Below are 18,904 nucleotides of genomic sequence, written 5' to 3'. Positions count from 1 at the left end.
TTGTTAAAACTTTGGAGGTGGAGCAGCAGGGTGAAGGACTGCTTCCTCCCGGAACTCACTCGGCGTTTTGCCAGTGAATTTCTTAAACACTTGACTGAAATATTTAATATCTTCAAATCCGACGGAGCTTGCGACATCGGCTATTTTGGCAGGGGATACGGTTAGAATTTCCATGGCACGATTAATTTTTTGTCGTGTCACATAGTCACCAAACGTAATGCCGGCTTCCTTTTTAAACACTTCGCTTAAATGATTCGGATGCAGATGCACATATTTAGCAACCTGCTGTAAGCCAATATCTTTCCCCAAATTCTCATGGATGTAGGCCATAGCTTTCTGTGTATGTGTGGCTTGTCCGTTACCTAATCGATGATGATACAGCTCCATAAGGGTCAACAAATATTGGAATAAGGCATCCTTCAGTACAATATCCCGTTTGACGATGAAGGCGATATTTTGACCATCCAGTGCGCCTTGTCGTCCCGTTGCAGTTAATACACGTTCCAGCCAACGATGAGCAGACAKGGCAGCTGAACGGACCAATGATTCAAGGGATTCGATCGTCATGTGCGGGTCGCTCAGTTCCGATTGCAAATAGCGCTGAACCCAGTTCTTCAATGCAACGGAGTCGTCCTCCAACAGGATCGAAGAGAGCTCTAGCTCCTCCTCGTGCGTACAGACAGTTTTGCCACCTTTACGCCTAACAATGTCTGTATAAATCAGAATAGATTCATCTAGGTGATGTTTATAGCTAAAGGCATAGTCCGCCGTGACATACGATTTATATAAATCGGACTGTTGCTGAACGACCTCGCCGACGGATATACTGACTTTGCATTTGAGCAGCCGCTCGATCTTTTGCTTCGCAGAATCAGGATGATCGAAGAAGTCGGATGCGCTTGTTTTGGGAAGCGCCACGACAATGCGCTGCCTGTAAATCAACGTTTCACATTGCAAGATATCGTGCAGCATATTGTCAACGGCGAAAAGCAGCAGAGAAATTTCCGATGCTGTTTCTCCCCATCCTTCAGCGGTAACCACGTAGGTTTGAAATTTGGGTTGCTCATGCTCATGTGAGCGAAATAAGAGAGGAAGATAGTCCGGCAGCATAGCTGCATCGACAGCGGCGGCTTCCCCCTCGATGATCCAGCGTTCAAACAATCGATTGCGAACTTCTTTGTTCTTGTATTGATCCTGATTGAGATGCTTCCATTTATCTTCAATACGCTGTTTGGCTTGGAGGACGGTTTTCATAATCTCTTCAGGACGACTCGATTTCAAGAGATAGTCGCTGACACCTTGCCGAATCGCTTGCTGTGTATACATGAAATCATCGTACCCAGATAAGATAATTGTCTCGATATCGGGGATGATTTCTTTCGCTTTAAGGGCAAGTTCTAACCCATTCATATGCTTCATGCGGATATCCGTTAATAAAATGTTCGGACGTTCCTCAGGCATGCGGCGAAGCGCCTCTTCGGCCGAAACGGCTGGTTTAAGCAGCTCGAGTCCGATCTCTTTCCAATTAATGACTTTGGCCAAGCCTGTTCGGATGATGACCTCGTCATCAACGATCAAGATTTTCATGGTTATCCTCCAAAACTGGGATCACAAATGACACGCAAGTACCTTCATTTAATCGACTCTCGATCTTAATCCCCGAATCAAGCCCGTAATGCAATTGCAGTCGCTCGTGCACATTACGCAGCCCATAACTGGCATCGTTAGCTTCCATGCCCTCAGTAGGGTATAAACTTTCAGTGACTTCGCGCAGCCGTTCTTCCGTCATCCCGATGCCATCATCCATCACCTTGACATACATCGAATTGCCCTTTAGCTCAACATAAATGGAAATAACACCTCTTTCCTCTTTCATTTGAATACCATGAATCATCGCATTTTCAACCAATGGTTGAAGCAGCAATTTCAGCATGATCGTTTCGCTAAGTCGGGCGTCTACCACGTAATCCACGGTAAATTCATCTGGAAAACGGATGGATTGAACCTGCACATAGTTGCGAATATGGGCTAGCTCCTGCGAGACCTTGCAATATTCTTTGCCTTTATTCAAGCTGAAACGCAAGAAGTCACTTAAGGCACCGACCATCTCGGCTATGCGATTCTCTTCATTGAGCAAAGCGATCCAATGAATCGAGGACAGCGTGTTATAGAGGAAATGCGGATTGATTTGAGCTTGCAATGCCCGCATATCTGCTTCTTTTTTGCGTGTTTCATTGTGGATGAGCTGCTTCTTCAAGGCCTCAATATGTGTGCTTAACAAATTGTAGCTGCCAGCTAGTCGCCCAATTTCATCTGATGTGTACACCGGATAGTGGGGTAAAGGTTCATCAGGATTGATTTTGGTTAGCAGTCGGGTTAGCGATCCGAGAGGCGTGGTGACCTTACGAATGACGAATATGGTGAGAAACACATTGGTAAGGACGGAAAGCGCCACAGCAACGGCTGTTAATTGCAAAATGTACCGATTCTGCGCACTGTATAGCTTTGACGGAATAATGCCAACAATCGTCCAGTTGATCATTGGTTCTCGATAAAATAAAATGCTCTGTTGAGTGTTCCCGGTGCCTGACGTCCATACCCCGGAAGAAAAGCCGCGAACGCGATCCCTTATGCCAGGGAACAAGCTATCGGCTTCTTGTGACAGCCAACTCTTGGTGGTTGAAGACATGATTTCATTCCGATCATTTAACAAAGCAACTTGACCTTGGCCATCAGCTAACTGTGGAACGGACCAAATGCGAGAAAACACTTGCTCATCCACACTGATCGATAACCAACCAAGTGTTTGAAAGGTATTCATAGCGCGTACGGGTCGTATAAAGGAAAATACTTGTCGTTTCCCCAAATAATTCTCAATGTGATATAAGCCCGTCCACAACTTATCTGTTATCTGTTTGATGGCGATCTCTTGATCCAAACTCGAATTGTAGATCGTAGAGGTAGAGAGAGGCATCGTGTTATTGCTGGGATAAATGGTGATATTTGAAATGTAATCCTTGGTGTACACCAGATTCGTCATTAACCCAAGGATTTGTGCTTGCGCATCCAAGTTCTCATCAGTTCGTTTCAAATACGATTGAATATCCCGTTGCCCAATCAGAAAAATAGAAATATTCTCAACATCTTTCAGAATGAATTGAAATTTGGCATCCATCTGAGCGAGTGAATTCAAGCCTGCTTGCTGCGCCTTTTCTTTGGTAATATCCGATGATGTTGTAAAAGCGAAAGTACCCAGAAACAAGAGGGGGATTAATGTTGTGACAAGCATAATGAAGGATAGCTTACGCTGTAAAGAATAGCCGAACCACTCGCGCAACAGGTGTCATCTCCTAACTCGTTGTCTGGATCGTTGATCAATTAGCCTTTTACAGCTCCCGCGGTCATCCCTTTCATAACTTGCTCTTGGAAGGCTAAGTACACGGCAATTGTCGGAATAACAGCGATCGTCATAGCGGCGAGCGTTAAGCCGTAATCCGTTTGGTAGCCATCAGCGAAATTAGCGATGCTTAACGGTAACGTTTTTAAACTGCTTTTGCTAATAAAAACAAGTGCGAACGAGAAGTCATTCCAGAAATGCAAGAAGCTCAGGATGACGACTGTTGAAAGGGCTGGCAGTGAGATTGGCAGCATAATACGCCAGAATACGCCCCAAAGTCTCGTTCCATCAATATAGGCAGCTTCTTCGATTTCTTTCGGTACGGAAGCCAAATAGGCTGTAAGAACGAAGATGGCCGTCGGTAATGCGAAAGCCGTGTAAGGTAAGATAAGTGCCCAGTACGTATTCAATAGTCCAATTTGTTTCATGAGAATAAACAAGGGGACTAATGTACTATGAATGGGAATGAGCATCCCGATGACGAAAAATGCTAGGATAATGCCTTTGAAACGGAATTTAATTCTGGCAAGCACATACGCGGCGAGGGAACTCAAAAATAACGTAAGTGCCAGTGAGACCAGCGAGACGATAACCGAGTTGAGAAAAGCCGTACCCATTTTGGATGCTTGCCATGCGGTTACGTAATTCGAGAATTTYCATACTTGGGGCAATCCGAACGGATGGTTAAAGAATTCACTATTCGTTTTAAATGAGGAAATAACGAGCCAAAACAATGGATAAAGCGTGAGAATCGCATACAGGGTTAAGAACGTCCATAGTGCGCCTTGTTTCCATACTTGAAACGAGAACTTGCGAGTTGTCGCAGTTGATTTTACTTGAATGGGAATTGAAGACATAGTCAGCTTCCTCCTTTCGTTATACTTTGGATTTACGACTTGTGGCCCATTGGCTAATCCCAATGAAAATAAGGGAGATCAAGACGATTGTTGTCGAAATGGCGCTGCCAAATCCATATCGGTATGAGGAAAAAGTTGAATTATACATATACGTAGCAAGGAGCTCAGTAGCGTGAGCGGGTCCGCCCTTGGTCATGACATATACGAGATCGAAGGATTTCAAGCTGCCAGAAATACATAGGATAATGGCAATTTGAACCGTACTCCACATCATCGGCAGCGTAACGGAGAATAATTTACGTGCTCCTTCAGCGCCATCGATTTGCGTAGCATCGTGAATTTCACCAGGAATATTTTGAAAAGCAGAGATGAAAATAATGAGATACAAACCGACAAAACTCCAAATCAGAGGAGGAGCTAATGCGAAGATAGCGATCTTAGGATCTGATAACCATTGCAGCTTCCAAGATTCTAAACCTAGCTTCTCTAGGAGAAGGTTCAGAATTCCGATTTGCGGATGATAAATATATTGCCAGATCATTCCGATAACGACCGAGGACATGACCATCGGAACGAAGACGGCAGAACGGATGAACCGTTGAAGCGCATTGCTTTTATGCAGCAGAATGGCCAGGATAAGAGCAACTGGCAGCTGGCCGAGCACAGCAACAACAAGAAAAATTAAGTTATTCTTTAAGGATGTCCAAAAAATAGGATCATGAATAATTTCTACATAGTTTTTCAAACCGATAAATTTCGCCGTACCAATACCTTTCCAGTCGAAGAAGCTATAGTAGCCTGACCAGAGAACGGGGACAAACACAAATAAGGCATAAACAAGTATCGCAGGGGCAAGGCTCATAAAAACAAACCTGCGGACGTAAGCAGCATTCATCAATCTCACTTCCTTCATGTATGAAATTAGCCAGCCCTGCCACAGATGTGGAGGGCTGGTTGTGATAACGTATTATTTACTTAGTGAAGCAGCTTGTGAGTCTTGAATTTTCTTAGCAATCGCTTCGGGGCTTCCACCCATTAGAAGCTCTTGTAGACCATTATTGATAACTTCAACTGCAGCGGAGCTTAGTTTAGCATCATAAACCGGTGTGATTTTCGTTGTTTTCATAAGGTCATTGAGTTCAACGAATAACGGGTTTGCTTTGGAAGGATCAAGATCAATTTTGTAGCTAACCAAAGTGGAGCTGTTCAGCGTTGCTTGTTGACCATCAGGACCAGATAGTGCATAGAACAATTTTTGAGCGGCTTCTTTTTTAGCCCCAGTAAGTTTCTTACTAACGCCAAGTCCAGTACCAACTACACCAGAAGTGGATTGAGGATCACCTTTTCCACCTGCAATGGATGGCATTAGAGCGATATGGGTGTTGGCAAGCAAATCTTTCGGTGCATTCTGAACGACGTCAGCCATCGCCCATCCACCATCGATGAACATCGCTGCTTTACCTTGATAGAACAGTTGTCTCATTTGGTTTTGATCGATACTGTTGAAGCCATCTTGGAATGCTTTGGCATTGCTTAGCTCTTGCAGCTTTTTCAAAGCTTGGATGAATTCAGGATCTGTAAACTTCACGCCATCTTGCTTAGCAGCTTTAAGGAACCAGTCGGAACCCGTCATACGATCAGCAAGTCCGCTGAAAATCGTGGATTGGGCAGCCCAGTTTGCTTTGTTACCAAGCGCGATTGGGATGATTTTGTTGTCGTTGAACGTTTTGACAGCTGCCATAAGCTCATCCMACGTTTTTGGAACAGCAACATGATACTGATCAAGTAGCGCTTTATTGTAGTAAATAAAGGAAGTTGGAGATAAGTTCATAGGTACGGAATAGATTTTGCTATCTACCGTATATCCGTCTAAAGCGCCTGGAATGAAATTGTTTTTCCATTCTGGCTTGCTATCCAAGAACTCATTAATCGGTTGGAGCAAGTTACCGCTAACGAATTCCTTCGTCATCGCATCTGGCCACATCACGAATAAGTCAGGCATTTCATTKGCTGCTGCAACGGTCTTCAGTCGCGTTTTCAAACCGTCGGTTGGAAGACCTTCAATTTCCAAAGTGATATCTTTATTTTGAGCTTGGAAATCATCTAGAATTTTACGCATAGCAACAGCTTTCGCATCTTGACCAGACCAGTTGTGCCAAATGGTAAGCTTTACTTTCTCGCCGGATGTGCCTTTATCTGCGGGAGCAGCTTCTTCGCCATTTCCACATGCGGATACAAGAACGGTTGTTGCAAGTAAAGCTGTAGAGATAAGTGTTAGTTTTTTCATGTTCGACCTCCTGATTGATTGACTCTACTTCATTCTAAGGATTTTCGGATGTTTCGTAAGGTGAACAGGATAAGGACCAGGGTAGAAAATGATCGGATATCGACCTGCTATTCTTCAGCATATCCATAAGTAAGGTAGAATAAGGCAAGGTCGTCGTTATAGTTAAAATATCCCAATACCTTAAGTAACTCTCCTAATCTTCTTAAGTTTACCGCTTTCATTAAGATCCATATTTTTCTATGATGGAGATACCAACTACGAGTCAGCATCCTACTTTGTAAGACGAGAGGGTGATCGGAGCAATTATGTAATCGCTTACCAATGGAATGTGGAGCAGGATAGATCGTTTCTAATCTAAGGGAGGTATACAATGCGTAGTTTGAAAAAAATGGTTTCATCCGTATCGATGATGGCTATCGTTCTTAGTTTGTGGAGTCCTGGAGTTTCGAGTGCAGCAACACCAATCGGTGATGCCAATTCATCGATCTTTGGTCCAAATGTGTATGTATTTGATCCTGATATGCCTGCAGCGGACATTCAGAGTGCTGTGAATGCGGTATTCACAAGACAGGAATCCAATGAATTTGGTACGGAAAGAGATGCTTTTCTTTTTAAACCGGGAACGTATAATGGCAATTACTTTATTGGGTTTAACACACAAGCTTCAGGGCTCGGGCTCAATCCAGATGATGTGCTGATCAATGGCGGACTGAATGTGAATGCGGATTGGGATAATGGGAATGCGACACGTAATTTTTGGCGGGGGATAGAGAATCTGAGCATTAATCCGACTTTCAATTATACACCGCCAGCGCCAGCCCACTTCTCAGCAGGGACAACGCAAATCGCGGTTTCACAAGCGGCACCACTAAGGCGTTTACATATTAAAGGGAAATTAAATTTGTTCGATTTTGATTCAGGGTGGGGAGCTGGATGGGCAAGTGGCGGTTTCCTCGCGGACTCCATCGTAGATGGTCAAGTTACACCGGCTTCACAACAACAATGGTTCTCGCGAAACAGTCAGTGGTCGAGTTGGTCCAACGGGGTTTGGAACATGGTGTTCGTCGGTGACAAGAATACGCCAACTGGAAACTTTCCGGATCCGCCTTATACAGTAGTCGAGAAGACGCCAGTCATAAGAGAGAAGCCGTATCTCTATATCAATAACGCGAATGAATATCAAGTATTCGTCCCGTCACTTTCTCAGAATACGCAAGGTGCAAGCTGGGCAAATGGCGCAACACCAGGTAATTCCATTAGTATTGATCAATTCTATATTGTACGTGCAGATGTGCCCGCAACAACAAGTGCTACGAATATCAATGCTGCTTTGGCGAATGGCAAGAATTTGCTCTTTACGCCAGGAATTTATCACATTGATGATACAATTCGTATCAATAATGCGAATACAGTTGTGCTGGGCATCGGGATGCCGACACTCATTCCAACGACAGATAAGCCAGCGATGACAATTGCTGATGTGGATGGCGTGAAGCTGGCCGGATTGCTGTATGAGGCGGGACCAAATGCAACCTCGTCGTTATTAGAAGTCGGACCAACGGGCAGTTCATTAGATCACGCAGCTAACCCAACCTCGTTGCATGACTTATTCTTCCGTACTGGCGGAGCCGTTGTTGGTGAAAATAAAGCGCAAATGACCATTAACAGCGATGACATCATTGGTGATCATTTCTGGATGTGGCGCGCAGACCACGGTGCAGGTGCAGGTTGGACAGAGAATGTTTCGACCAATGGTCTTATCGTGAATGGTGATGATGTTACTCTATATGGTTTATTTAATGAGCATCATAATGAGTATCAAACCCTATGGAATGGGAACGGCGGTCGCGTTTACTTCTATCAGTCCGAGATTCCATATGATGTTCCGAATCAAGCGGCTTGGATGGATGGAAGCAAGAATGGATATGCCTCTTATAAAGTAGCTGATACCGTTACGACCCATGAAGCTTGGGGACTTGGGGTGTATTCTTATTTCCGAGATGCAGCGGTGAAGCTGGAGAATGCCATCGAAGTGCCGAATACGGCAGGCGTCAAAATTCATCATGCGACGACTATTTGGTTAAATGGTAAAGCGGGCAGTGAAATCACACACATTATTAATGGTATCGGCGGTCGTGTGTACGGGACATCAGGCAGCGCTCAAAGACAAACGATTAACTTCTACGGGACAGATGCTGGGGATACGGAAGCACCGAGCGTCCCTACTAATTTGGTCCTCAAAGAGACTGCGGCACATGATCGTGTCAAAATTGGATGGACAGCATCGACAGATAACCTCAATGTCACCGGTTATGATGTTTATCGTGATGGGACGCTCATTGGCCACACAACTACGGCTGAGTATCTGGACACTACGGTAAAACCACTGACAACTTACAGCTACACGGTGAAAGCCAAAGATGGTGGAAACAATGTTTCCGCGTTAAGTGCGGCGTTAAGTGTAACAACGCCTAAGAGAGCCTTAGATCGCTCTGCATGGACAGCAACCTCGACATCAGCGGATCCAGCAGCTCATCTCATAGATGGTGATATGGGTACGCGCTGGAGCGCAGGCAAACCGATGGCGCCAACGCCAGAGCAATCGTTCACCATTGATATGAAGGTACCTACAAGTATCAATAGTATTGAGTTGGATTCTACAGGCAGCAATAATGACTATGCACGGGGTTATGCGTTATACGTATCCAATAATGGTGTAACTTGGGGCAGTCCGATCGCCACAGGAGTGGGTAGCAACAAGCTAATCACCATTGACTTTGCTCCACAGGTGACGAGATTCTTCAAAGTTGTTCAAACAGGAACGAATTCCAGCTGGTGGTCTGTTCATGAAGTGAGAGTGTACGGTTCCGTACCTGCATCAGCTTCCATAGAGGGACCTACGACAGTCACAAGCGGGCAATCCTTTGAGACGACGATTAATTTGTCTGATGTTGTTTCCAGTGTGTATGCACAAGATATTCAATTGTCTTATGACGCTGGATTGCTTGAATTTGACTCGGTGGAATCATTAAATCCTGCCATTACGATCATTGGGCAAAAGGTTGGAGCAGGACATATACGCATCCTGACAGCGAATTTGGCTGGTGGTGATGTCAACGGACCGTTGATGTTACTACATTGGAAAGCGTTAGCGCCCAGTGACGATGTGTCCACAACGATCGTATTAGACAGTCTTGCCTTAGCTGATTTGCAGACGGCAACGAACCTTGGCTCAGCATCGGAAGTGATTCTGGTGAAAGCGATCGTCGATCTGTCGATTCTAAACAGTAAGATCAATGCGGCGCAATCCTTGCATGATGCCGCAACAGAAGGTTATAGCAGTGGTCAATACGCGCCAGGAGCGAAAGCTGCCCTGCAGACTGCGATCGACGCTGCAAGAAGTGTTGCTGCGAATGTGGCGGTTACGAAACCGCAAGTGACGCAAGCGATAGCGAATTTGCAACAAGCTATAGATGTCTTTGACTCGCTGAAATACGTTGGCGATCCAGGAGATCTGAATAATGATGGCATACTCTCCGTCATAGATTTGGCAAACGTAGCAGCGGCTTACGGCAAAACATCCGCAGATATCGATTGGGCACAGTTCAAGAAAGCTGACTTCAACAGGGATGGCAAAGTGGATCTGGTTGATTTGGCTGCTGTGGCACAACGCATTCTGCAACAGTAAGTGTCATTCTTTCAATAAGGGTTAAGTAAGGTTAAGCAGATTCAGCATCGCCCGTCATGATACATTTCGTATAGTTTCATGGCGGGCGATCTTCATTTTACGGGGATGAATCGTTCTGAGTTCAGAGTGCTGAGGGAGGACATCGAACATGTTTTTGCGAAAATGGATGAAAATAAGCTTTGTACTAGTACTCTTTATAAGTTGGATTCTTCCTACAACCAGTTGGGCCTCTGAGGCCGATGAATCAGGCACATTTACGATGAAGGTTTCAACACTCATGCCGAATCATGGTGACACCATTGAAGTGGTCATTTCGGGACAAAAATTGACTGATGTCTATGCTTTCGAAATTAATTTGGAGTATGATCCTACAAGGTTAACATTCATAGATGCCAAATCCGATGCACCTGGGTTCTCTGTACCACCGATTGTGAAGGATTCACATATTCAACTTGCGCATACAAAGGTTGGAAAAGGGAAAGGATTAGAAGGTGAGCAATCCCTATTCAAGTTGCATTTTCAAGCGATCCAGAATGGGAACAATGAACTCACACTAAGCAGTGTGAAGCTTGTAGATTCCAAACTTGGTAACTTTACGAAGCAAATAAATGCGAAATCCACACTTACGATACATCATCCATATGCTTTCGATGATCTTGATTCCTTCGACTGGGCCGTGGAGGCGATTGAAGATTTGGCTTCCAAAGGGATCGTGAATGGCACTGGTGAGAGGCAGTTCAGTCCGGAAGCAGCGGTGACGCGTGCGGATTTCCTTGTGCTTTTGATGAGAGCTCTAGGCATGAAGGGGACTGTAGGCCAACCATTTGATGATATTGAAGCTGATGCTTATTATGCACAGCCAGTAGCTATTGCAAGAAATTTGGGCATTGTGCAAGGAGACGAAGCGAATCAATTTCATCCTAAAGCTTCGATTACAAGAGAAGATATGATGGTGCTCACAGATCGAGCATTACGCGTATCGAATCATCTTACCCAGGTAGGAGAACAATCGGATCTATTGATATTTGGAGACGTCTCGCTGATATCTGATTATGCGTTCACAAGTGTTGCTACGCTGGTTAAAATAGGGCTGATACATGGCTACGCGAATCAAGTGTTTCCACAGGATACGACGAATCGTGCACAGGCTGCAGTTCTGATCTATAATTTGTTAACTTATATCAAGTGACGATTAGATTTTATGGGAGAACGTAGCAGTTCAAAGAACCTTGGGGCACTCGTCTCAGGTTCTTTTTTTTGTGGAGAGCGGCATATTGCTTTGCTTGTCGGTAGATTGCAATATTTTAAGCAACATACGCGAATAACTTGTGGTAAAATKGGAAAATCGGCTTGAAATCAAGAAGTATGAGGTGAACTGTTTTTGCTGCAATTATCATCCTATAAAAGAAAGACCTTCCGCGACACGATCGGGCATGTTCTTCGATTGGTCATGAGTAGCGAGAAGCTGACCTTGTATACGTTCTTTGCAATTCTATGGAAGTCCCAGCTCTTGCTGGCAGCTCTTCATGCACCCGATATGGCGGGAATTAATATTGGCAAAATGTATTTCACCATTCCGCCTGTCATGTCGCATCTTATGTTCATCGTATTTGTCGTCGCCTTTGGACTATTTTTCAAAAAAAGAGGCCGTCGCAACTATTTGATCTGTGTACAGGTGCTGTTTAGTTTAGTATTGTTTTGCGATTTAGTGTATTACAGAGCTTATTCAGCGTTTCTATCTCTTCGCTTCCTTGCTCATCCCAATGGATTTAATCCTCTCGATTATAATCTGTGGACCTTTATTCRCACGTTTGATTTATGGTTCTTTGTGGATCTTGTGGTGATTGCTGCTGTTGCACTTTTTCGCTTTAGAAACACACCAATTCAATCGCGTCGACGTGAAAACAAAAGGCAGCCGATTCTGGCGGCTCTGCTGATTATCCTTGCTGTGGGTGTTGTTTCCTACGAACACTATCGTATTGATGTTAAGAATACGACGAAAGGCGAGATGATGTTCTTTAATCTGAGCTGGGCCCCTTTTCAATCCATGTCAGATATGTCACCGATTGGCTATCATCTGTATGATGGGATACGGCTGTTCGGTGCATCGAATAGTATCAAGCTTGCTGATCAAGATCGTACAGAGGTGCAGGAGTGGCTTAAAGGGAACGCAGAAAGCCTTCCGGATAATAGCTACCAAGGGATGTTTCAAGGGAAGAACCTCATTGTCATCCAGGTAGAATCGCTAGAAAACTTCGTTATTGGTGAAAAGGTGAATGGGCAGGAAATTACGCCGAACCTAAACCGTATACTAGGTAATAGCTTGTATTTCAATCAATTTTATGAGCAGGTTAACAATGGGACGAGTTCAGATAGTGATTTAATGACGACGACATCCGTGTTTCCCATTCGATCGGGTGCGAATTTCTTTCGGTATCCAACCAACACGTATAATTCGTTGCCAAAGTTAATGGAAGGTATGGGCTATCAGACGATTTCCACGCATTCGGAACCTGCGGGCAGCTGGAACTGGGTTGAGGCCCATCATAATATCGGTTACCAAACGAGTTGGGATCTACGAAAATATAAGGAAGACGATACTGTCGGTCTTGGTTTATCAGATGAGTCCTATCTCCGTCAGCTTGGGGACAAAATGGCAAAAGTCCAATCCCCGTTCATGCTGCATGTCATTACATTGTCTAGCCATGGCCCCTTCGATTTACCGGCGAAAACGAGATCGCTTCAGCTCGATCCAAGCTTGGATAAGACGATCATGGGTGCTTACTTTCAAGCAATCAACTACACAGACAAGCAGATTGGTGCATTCCTAGACAAGTTGGATCAATTAGGTTTGTTAGATCAGTCGGTAGTTGCGATATATGGGGATCATACAGGTGTGCATAAGTACTATCAAGACCAAGTTGACGCGATTCCTTCCTTAGAAAATGAAGCCTGGAGAACGCATTCGCTGCAGCTCCCGTTCATTATTTACAGCAAAGGAATGGAAGGGGAGAAGATTCCCACTATCGGCGGGCAAATCGACACCTTTCCTACACTTGCCTATCTGATGGGCGTAGATAAAGCGAAATTCGAGTCAACCGCGATGGGCAAAATCCTCGTGAATACGAATCGGAATTTCACTATTCTTAATAATGGCACGCTCATCGGTGAGCCGGGCGATGCGGAGAAAAATCATATTCTGCGATCGTTCCAAATCGCGGATTGGCTGCATGAAAGCAATTATTTTGAGGAATAGATGAAATGAGAAGAGCTAAGCGGATGCTTAGCTCTTTTTTGTGCGCGGCTAGGTATGGGAATTCGATTTTCTCGCACATTCTTCACGCCATGCTCCTTATCCATGCTATCCACGTCATCTTCGTGAACTTCGTCATCCACGTCATCTACGGCCAACCATGCTATCCTCCCGATCCATGCCATCCAGGGCCAACCATGCTATTCTCCCGATCCTCGTCATCCAGGGCCAAACATGCCATCCTCCCCAGCGGGAGTGTGATTAACTGTAAAAAGTACAGCTAATTTAGTGCTTTTGGGTTCGGAAATTGAATTAGATGTAAAATATGTAGTTAATTAGTATGTTTATATTATTTTTGAGTAAAATCATCAATATTAGCTGTGTATTTTCCAGTTATTCTTCTGTAATCGCCGAAATGATGAAATTTAACTGTAGGTTTTCCATTTATTTGAAAATTTAAGGAGAATAGTTAGCTAGTTTGAGATCCTGAAGTAGGTAAAGTAGCTGGAGTAGTTGGGTTGAAGTATGATCTAAATTAGCATGAAACGGGTTATGCACTTTATGAAATATAACGAAAGCCCAGCCCACATACATGGGACTGGGCTTACTTATGGAGCAGAAGCTTATTTAACTTCGGAAAGAAGGAATTTATCGTTCACTTTTTTCGTTGTATAGGTAGTGCCATCTTTCGTTGTGAACTTCACAAGCTCAGGCGTGTTAGCTTTATCGAAAGTAATTTCCTCTTTTTTTGTCTCTAAAATATTGGAAGTGAAGTACGATTTGGTGTTCGTTGCGTATGTTGTACCAGCCTTCGTGTCTGTCACATAATGATTCACAAGAGTATCGAGCATCGCGGCATCGACGTAGCTAGCAAGAAACTTCTTAGCTGTTTCTTTATCAGTTGCAGCAATCGGATTAACAACGAAAGCGCCATCTGCTGATTTTGCTTCAGCGAACAAGTAATCTACTTTTTCACGTGCAATTCTAGCAGCGATATAGCCTTTCATGTTTGTTGCATCTTGCGTTACTGCTGCTGTTGCTTGTGGAGCTGCAGTTGCTGACGCAGCAGGAGTAGGAGAAGTTGTAGAATCTTTGGAAGTACAAGCAGCGCCTGTAACTGCCATCGTTAGTATAAGTAGCCCTGCAGCTGTTTTCTTCAATGTCATTGGGTACACCTCATCATTATTTATCTGCTGGCTTATATTGTTAAATAAACCGAATTCTATGCTAATTAGGATGGCCAGCAAGATAAAAATATAAACGATAAGAGTGGGAAATGCAACCGTGAGATCACGTGATTGTGCAGGAAAATGCTGATTTTCGTTAACAAAAGTGATGGAAACGCTTGTAATTGTGACGATTTGAAGGGGGAATAGATTTGATATTTTCTAATAACTGGTTTTGATTGTATCTAAAATGAATGATTTTTACCTTTATTTACAAAAAAATGGATTTTGAAGTGTCAAATGCGTCTATTTGTTGTCCAAATTTCGAATTTAATTAGTGGTCATGGGAATTTCGAGGCCTGTGGCCCCGAGATCGTCGATAAAATCGACTAACGTGAGCGAAGAGGAGGCTCGTAGCCCGGAGAAAGAGTACTGTGTTCAACAGAAAAACTGGATGTTTCTACAAACGTCTACATGTAGAAGATCCAGTTTTATGTGATGTGTGTCACCTTATAAATAAGGAGTATGAGATAAATCCATGATTTCGGCTTGTAATCCAGTCCGTAAATCGGTTTTCGGTTGATAGCCGAGCAGTAATTGTGCCTTACTGATATCTGCCCAGGTATGACGAGGCTCTCCGGAGGCCTTGCCAAGAAATTGCCTGTCTATTTTTTGGCCAAAAAGATCCTCAAGAATGGCGATACAATCAAGTACAGAAGCACGTTCTTTGCCTCCGATATTGATGGTTTCGCCAATGATATCCGCTGCATGGGCTGTTGCTGCGATGGCTTCCACGCAGTCGCCAACAAATGTAAAGTCGCGAGTTTGGAGTCCATCACCGTTGATCGGGATGGGCTTATTGTGCCGAATATGCTGGATAAAACGATGAAACGCCATGTCAGGACGCTGTCTAGGACCGTACACAGTGAAGAAGCGTAATACAACGATGGGTAGCTCATCTTTCGTAGCATAGACCTTACAGAGCTGCTCTCCAGTCAGTTTGGTGACCCCATATGGCGAGAGCGGCACCGTCGTAGCGGCCTCATTCACTTGATTCGTTTTTTCGCCGTACACGGAGGATGTCGATGCATACACGATTTTACTGACGGGATAAGTGCGACAACCTTCAAGTAGTCTTTGCGTAGCTTCGATATTATTGGTGACGTAGGTTTTGAAATCTTCCCCCCAGCTAGAACGCACGCCAGGCATTCCGGCCAAGTGGTAGACAACATCTACCCCGGGGAGAATCGCTTCCCACTGAACATGTAATAAATCCTGGTTAATGAATGTGAATCGATCATGCACCAGTAAATAGCGCAGGTTATATTCCCTAACTGGGACAGGGGTTGGCGATTTCTGAACCAAAGCATCCAATCCAATGACTTCGTTGCGAGGATCCTGGAGAAGCTTTTCACATAGATGAGATCCGATAAAACCAGCTGCTCCTGTGACGAGTATTTTCATTCCATTAAACCTCCCATCTTAGAGCAATTATCTATTTCCAATGCCATAGTAAGCATAGCCTAGCTTGGTCATTTCTTTACCGATCAACGTATTTCTTCCATCAAAAAAATAATAATCTTTCATAAGCGCTTTTAACTGCTGCCAGTCTGCCTCCCGATATTGTTTCCATTCCGAACAAAGAATGACTGCATCGCAATGCTGCAATGCGTTCTCAAGTGTTTCGAATTGTTGAACCTGATCAGAGCGAAGAGCTTCAGGCAACTTGGCAATGGGATCGTGCACTCTGAGGTTCACTTGTTTATCCTGTAATTGTTGAATGATGGAAAGTGCGGGTGCTTCTCTTAAATCGTCGGTGTTCGGTTTAAAGGAAATGCCGAGAATCGCAATCGTTTTACCTTTGAATCCACCAAGCTTTTGTTCCCATATGTTCAAAAAGTGTGAAGACTGCGAGTTATTGACGGCAACTACTCGTTCAAGGATACTCAATTCAACTTGTTGCTCTTTCGCTGTATATAAGAGTGCCATGCTGTCTTTCKGGAAGCAAGATCCGCCATAACCGATCCCAGCTTTTAGAAAATGAGAGCCAATCCGTTGGTCCATGCCCATTCCTTTGGTGACATCGGTGACATTGACCTCCAGCKACTCGCAAAGTCTTGCCAATTCATTGACATAGGAAATTTTAGTTGCCAAGAAAGCATTCGATGCATATTTGATCAATTCCGCTGTTCGAGGTTTAGTCACAAAAATGGGGGCTTCTATACGATCATACAAGGATTGAATGATACTTGCGGCTTGCTCATTATCGCTTCCAATAATAATACGATCCGGATTCAGTGAATCAAACAAGGCACTGCCTTCCCGAAGGAACTCAGGGTTAGAAACAACATCGAAGGGGTGGGGATGGAGTTGAGCTTCTCTAATCCACTGGGCTAATTTACGGTTTGTGTCTATGGGAACTGTGCTTTTCACAGTAATAATTTTATAGTCATCCATGAAGGTTCCAATACTTTGGGCGGCTCCTCGTACTGCCTGAAGATCAGCGCTTCCATCTTTATCCGAGGGTGTGCCAACACATATGAAAATGATGTCGTTCTGACGAATTCCCATCTCGGGAGAGGACGTAAAGTTGATTTTACCGGATTCAATGTGTTTCTTTAATAAAAGGTCTAGCCCTGGTTCATAAAAAGATAAATTGCCTTGAGATAATGCCTCTACTTTCTTCGTATCCGTATCTAACCCTGTGACTTGCCATCCCAGTTCGGCAAATACCAATCCAGTTGTAACGCCTACATACCCCATACCCATCATTAATATGTTCATTTTCCTGACCCTCCGTCTTTTTGCACAAACACCGACTGTGGACTGATAATCGAGTTCGTCATTGGATAGTGGTTAGGATTAAGAATGGCGTACTCTAGCAAAATGCTGTTTTCTAATGTGCAACTTTCAAGTCTGACATTGGGTCCGATCGTCACGTAAGGTCCGATCACACAATTAATCAATTCAGCACTAGGGGCGATGCATACAGGTGGGATTATCGTAGTTCCTGGGTAATCTGTTGGAGTCGTTAACAAACCTTCTTCGTCTAACTGCTTCAGCATCCACCTATTCGCTTCTAGCCAGCCTTCCATAGTTCCAACATCGGAGAAATTTTTATCTGTCGTTTGATAAGACACCGAATATTGTTGTTGAATCAACCACTGAATGGCATCTGTAATTTCGTATTCACCTCTGGCAGAGGGAGCGATTGCATGAACAGCTTTAAATATACTTGGTTTAAATGCATAACTCCCCAGAACCGCAAGATCTGACTTGGGCTCTGAAGGCTTTTCTTCCAGACCAATAATGCGATCTTTATTCACTTCGGCAATTCCAAATTGCTTTGGATTCGTCACTTTTCTGAGAAGAATGGCTGCATCATGGTTCTCATGAGTAATGGCGTGAGATAAGCCATGAAGATCTTGCGTAATCAGATTATCCCCAAGAAGCAGCATAAAAGGTTCGTTATTCATGAATGATTCGGCTTGTTTTACAGCGTCTGAAATACCCAAAGGATTAATTTGAAAAATATATGTGATGTTTACTTTCCACCTCTCGCCAGCACCTACTTCTTCCATAAACATAGCGTGAAGATTGTGCCGGATTACAATGCCGATCTCGTGAATGCCTAATTCCACTAGCTTTTCAATACCATAATGTATTAAGGGTTTATTCGCCACTGGAAGCAGACCTTTAGGCTTTATATTAGTAAAAGGTTGGAGTCTAGTACCTATGCCTGCACAGAGAATTAATCCTTTCATAAGCTTTTACCTCCTTGTCTATATGAAGACATTATTAATTTATGATGAAAATTATGGAAATGTAAGGGCTATTCACAGGGAAAATAAGCTGATATGTATAAGGTTCATGGAATATCTCCTAGTGGACAATCATAATCCGCCAATCTACTCTATCAAGAGCCTAAGCATGAGGTAGGAAATATCATAGTATACAGGGAGACATTAAAGTTTCTAATTTATGACGAGGGGAATGATTTTTTTGGAAAGTTTGGAACAATTACTCAGTTATTTAAAAGCGCATCCTGAAGTGACAGAACTCTCATTGGAGTTTGAGAACGGTGACAAAGACAAGGTTGATTTAACAGAAATTAATGATTTAATGAAAGACATCGCTTGGGCAGAAGTTGATGAAGTTGAGATTGAATTAGCTGATGGTTCCAAGATAGCGTTTGGTGAAGAAGAAGAAGAAGAAGAAGAAGAAGAAGAAGAAGAAGAAGAAGAAGAAGAAGAAGA

14 protein-coding genes are annotated in these 18,904 nt (G+C 43.8%); 4 read left to right on the top strand and 10 right to left on the bottom strand.

Features of this window, described 5'->3' with window-relative positions; genetic code table 11:
• Window positions 1–3: 3 nt before the first annotated feature.
• The 5 genes from AC1DLM_RS24700 to AC1DLM_RS24680 all read right to left on the bottom strand — a co-directional run bounded on the left by AC1DLM_RS24700 (window position 4) and on the right by AC1DLM_RS24680 (window position 6,541).
• A complete protein-coding gene (locus AC1DLM_RS24700) occupies window positions 4–1,587 on the bottom strand; it encodes a helix-turn-helix domain-containing protein (protein WP_477571454.1) in 1,584 nt (527 codons plus the stop codon).
• A complete protein-coding gene (locus AC1DLM_RS24695; RefSeq protein WP_477571453.1) occupies window positions 1,568–3,337 on the bottom strand; it encodes a cache domain-containing sensor histidine kinase in 1,770 nt (589 codons plus the stop codon). The genes AC1DLM_RS24700 and AC1DLM_RS24695 overlap by 20 nt, the downstream gene beginning before the upstream one ends.
• 41 nt (window positions 3,338–3,378) lie before the next feature.
• Complete coding sequence (locus AC1DLM_RS24690) at window positions 3,379–4,254, bottom strand: carbohydrate ABC transporter permease (RefSeq protein WP_477571452.1); 876 nt, start codon at window positions 4,252–4,254, stop codon at window positions 3,379–3,381.
• Window positions 4,255–4,273: 19 nt separating this feature from the next.
• Window positions 4,274–5,149, bottom strand: a complete 876-nt coding sequence (locus AC1DLM_RS24685) for a carbohydrate ABC transporter permease (RefSeq protein ID WP_056613115.1) — start codon at window positions 5,147–5,149, stop codon at window positions 4,274–4,276.
• 72 nt (window positions 5,150–5,221) lie between these two features.
• The gene (locus AC1DLM_RS24680) at window positions 5,222–6,541 is read right to left on the bottom strand and encodes an extracellular solute-binding protein (RefSeq protein ID WP_477571451.1); all 1,320 of its coding nucleotides are present in this window, start codon (window positions 6,539–6,541) and stop codon (window positions 5,222–5,224) included.
• Between the two features lie 370 nt (window positions 6,542–6,911).
• On the opposite strand from AC1DLM_RS24680, the gene AC1DLM_RS24675 reads away from it, so the two are divergent.
• From AC1DLM_RS24675 to AC1DLM_RS24665, 3 genes are all read left to right on the top strand, one after another.
• On the top strand, window positions 6,912–10,229 hold the full coding sequence (locus AC1DLM_RS24675) for a discoidin domain-containing protein (protein ID WP_477571450.1): 3,318 nt from the start codon (window positions 6,912–6,914) through the stop codon (window positions 10,227–10,229).
• A gap of 148 nt (window positions 10,230–10,377) precedes the next feature.
• Window positions 10,378–11,418 carry an S-layer homology domain-containing protein gene (locus AC1DLM_RS24670; RefSeq protein WP_477571449.1) on the top strand — a complete coding sequence of 347 codons (1,041 nt, stop codon included), beginning with the start codon at window positions 10,378–10,380 and terminating at the stop codon, window positions 11,416–11,418.
• A 192-nt stretch (window positions 11,419–11,610) separates the two neighbouring features.
• Window positions 11,611–13,485: an LTA synthase family protein gene (locus AC1DLM_RS24665; protein ID WP_477571448.1), complete on the top strand. Its 1,875-nt coding sequence runs from the start codon at window positions 11,611–11,613 to the stop codon at window positions 13,483–13,485.
• On the opposite strand, the gene AC1DLM_RS24660 is transcribed toward AC1DLM_RS24665, so the two are convergent.
• The 5 genes from AC1DLM_RS24660 to AC1DLM_RS24640 all read right to left on the bottom strand — a co-directional run bounded on the left by AC1DLM_RS24660 (window position 13,470) and on the right by AC1DLM_RS24640 (window position 18,412).
• Window positions 13,470–13,640, bottom strand: coding sequence for a hypothetical protein (locus AC1DLM_RS24660; RefSeq protein ID WP_441991267.1), 171 nt, complete (start codon window positions 13,638–13,640; stop codon window positions 13,470–13,472). The genes AC1DLM_RS24665 and AC1DLM_RS24660 overlap by 16 nt on opposite strands.
• 465 nt (window positions 13,641–14,105) lie before the next feature.
• A complete protein-coding gene (locus AC1DLM_RS24655) occupies window positions 14,106–14,648 on the bottom strand; it encodes a hypothetical protein (RefSeq protein WP_477571447.1) in 543 nt (180 codons plus the stop codon).
• Between the two features lie 510 nt (window positions 14,649–15,158).
• Window positions 15,159–16,112 carry an NAD-dependent epimerase/dehydratase family protein gene (locus AC1DLM_RS24650; protein WP_441991269.1) on the bottom strand — a complete coding sequence of 318 codons (954 nt, stop codon included), beginning with the start codon at window positions 16,110–16,112 and terminating at the stop codon, window positions 15,159–15,161.
• 27 nt (window positions 16,113–16,139) lie between these two features.
• A complete protein-coding gene (locus AC1DLM_RS24645; protein ID WP_477571446.1) occupies window positions 16,140–17,432 on the bottom strand; it encodes a UDP-glucose dehydrogenase family protein in 1,293 nt (430 codons plus the stop codon).
• Complete coding sequence (locus tag AC1DLM_RS24640) at window positions 17,429–18,412, bottom strand: sugar phosphate nucleotidyltransferase (RefSeq protein WP_477571445.1); 984 nt, start codon at window positions 18,410–18,412, stop codon at window positions 17,429–17,431. Before AC1DLM_RS24640 ends, AC1DLM_RS24645 begins: the two co-directional genes overlap by 4 nt.
• Window positions 18,413–18,650: 238 nt before the next feature.
• Here AC1DLM_RS24640 and AC1DLM_RS24635 point away from each other — a divergent pair.
• Window positions 18,651–18,904, top strand: a 254-nt coding sequence (locus tag AC1DLM_RS24635) for a hypothetical protein (RefSeq protein WP_477571444.1), incomplete at its 3' end; no start/stop codon positions are given.

It is taken from the genome of Paenibacillus sp. 01T442, from assembly GCF_056398345.1.
The sequence above is the reverse complement of the archived record's forward strand: the minus strand, read 5'-3'. Positions and strand labels throughout refer to the sequence as shown.

What these genes read in the sequence shown, in the direction of transcription:
- AC1DLM_RS24685 (WP_056613115.1), bottom strand. Translation starts at nt 5,149, where the DNA reads ATGAATGCTGCTTACGTCCGCAGGTTTGTTTTTATGAGCCTTGCCCCT.
- AC1DLM_RS24675 (WP_477571450.1), top strand. Translation starts at nt 6,912, where the DNA reads ATGCGTAGTTTGAAAAAAATGGTTTCATCCGTATCGATGATGGCTATC.
- AC1DLM_RS24670 (WP_477571449.1), top strand. Translation starts at nt 10,378, where the DNA reads ATGTTTTTGCGAAAATGGATGAAAATAAGCTTTGTACTAGTACTCTTT.
- AC1DLM_RS24655 (WP_477571447.1), bottom strand. Translation starts at nt 14,648, where the DNA reads ATGACATTGAAGAAAACAGCTGCAGGGCTACTTATACTAACGATGGCA.
- AC1DLM_RS24650 (WP_441991269.1), bottom strand. Translation starts at nt 16,112, where the DNA reads ATGAAAATACTCGTCACAGGAGCAGCTGGTTTTATCGGATCTCATCTA.
- AC1DLM_RS24640 (WP_477571445.1), bottom strand. Translation starts at nt 18,412, where the DNA reads ATGAAAGGATTAATTCTCTGTGCAGGCATAGGTACTAGACTCCAACCT.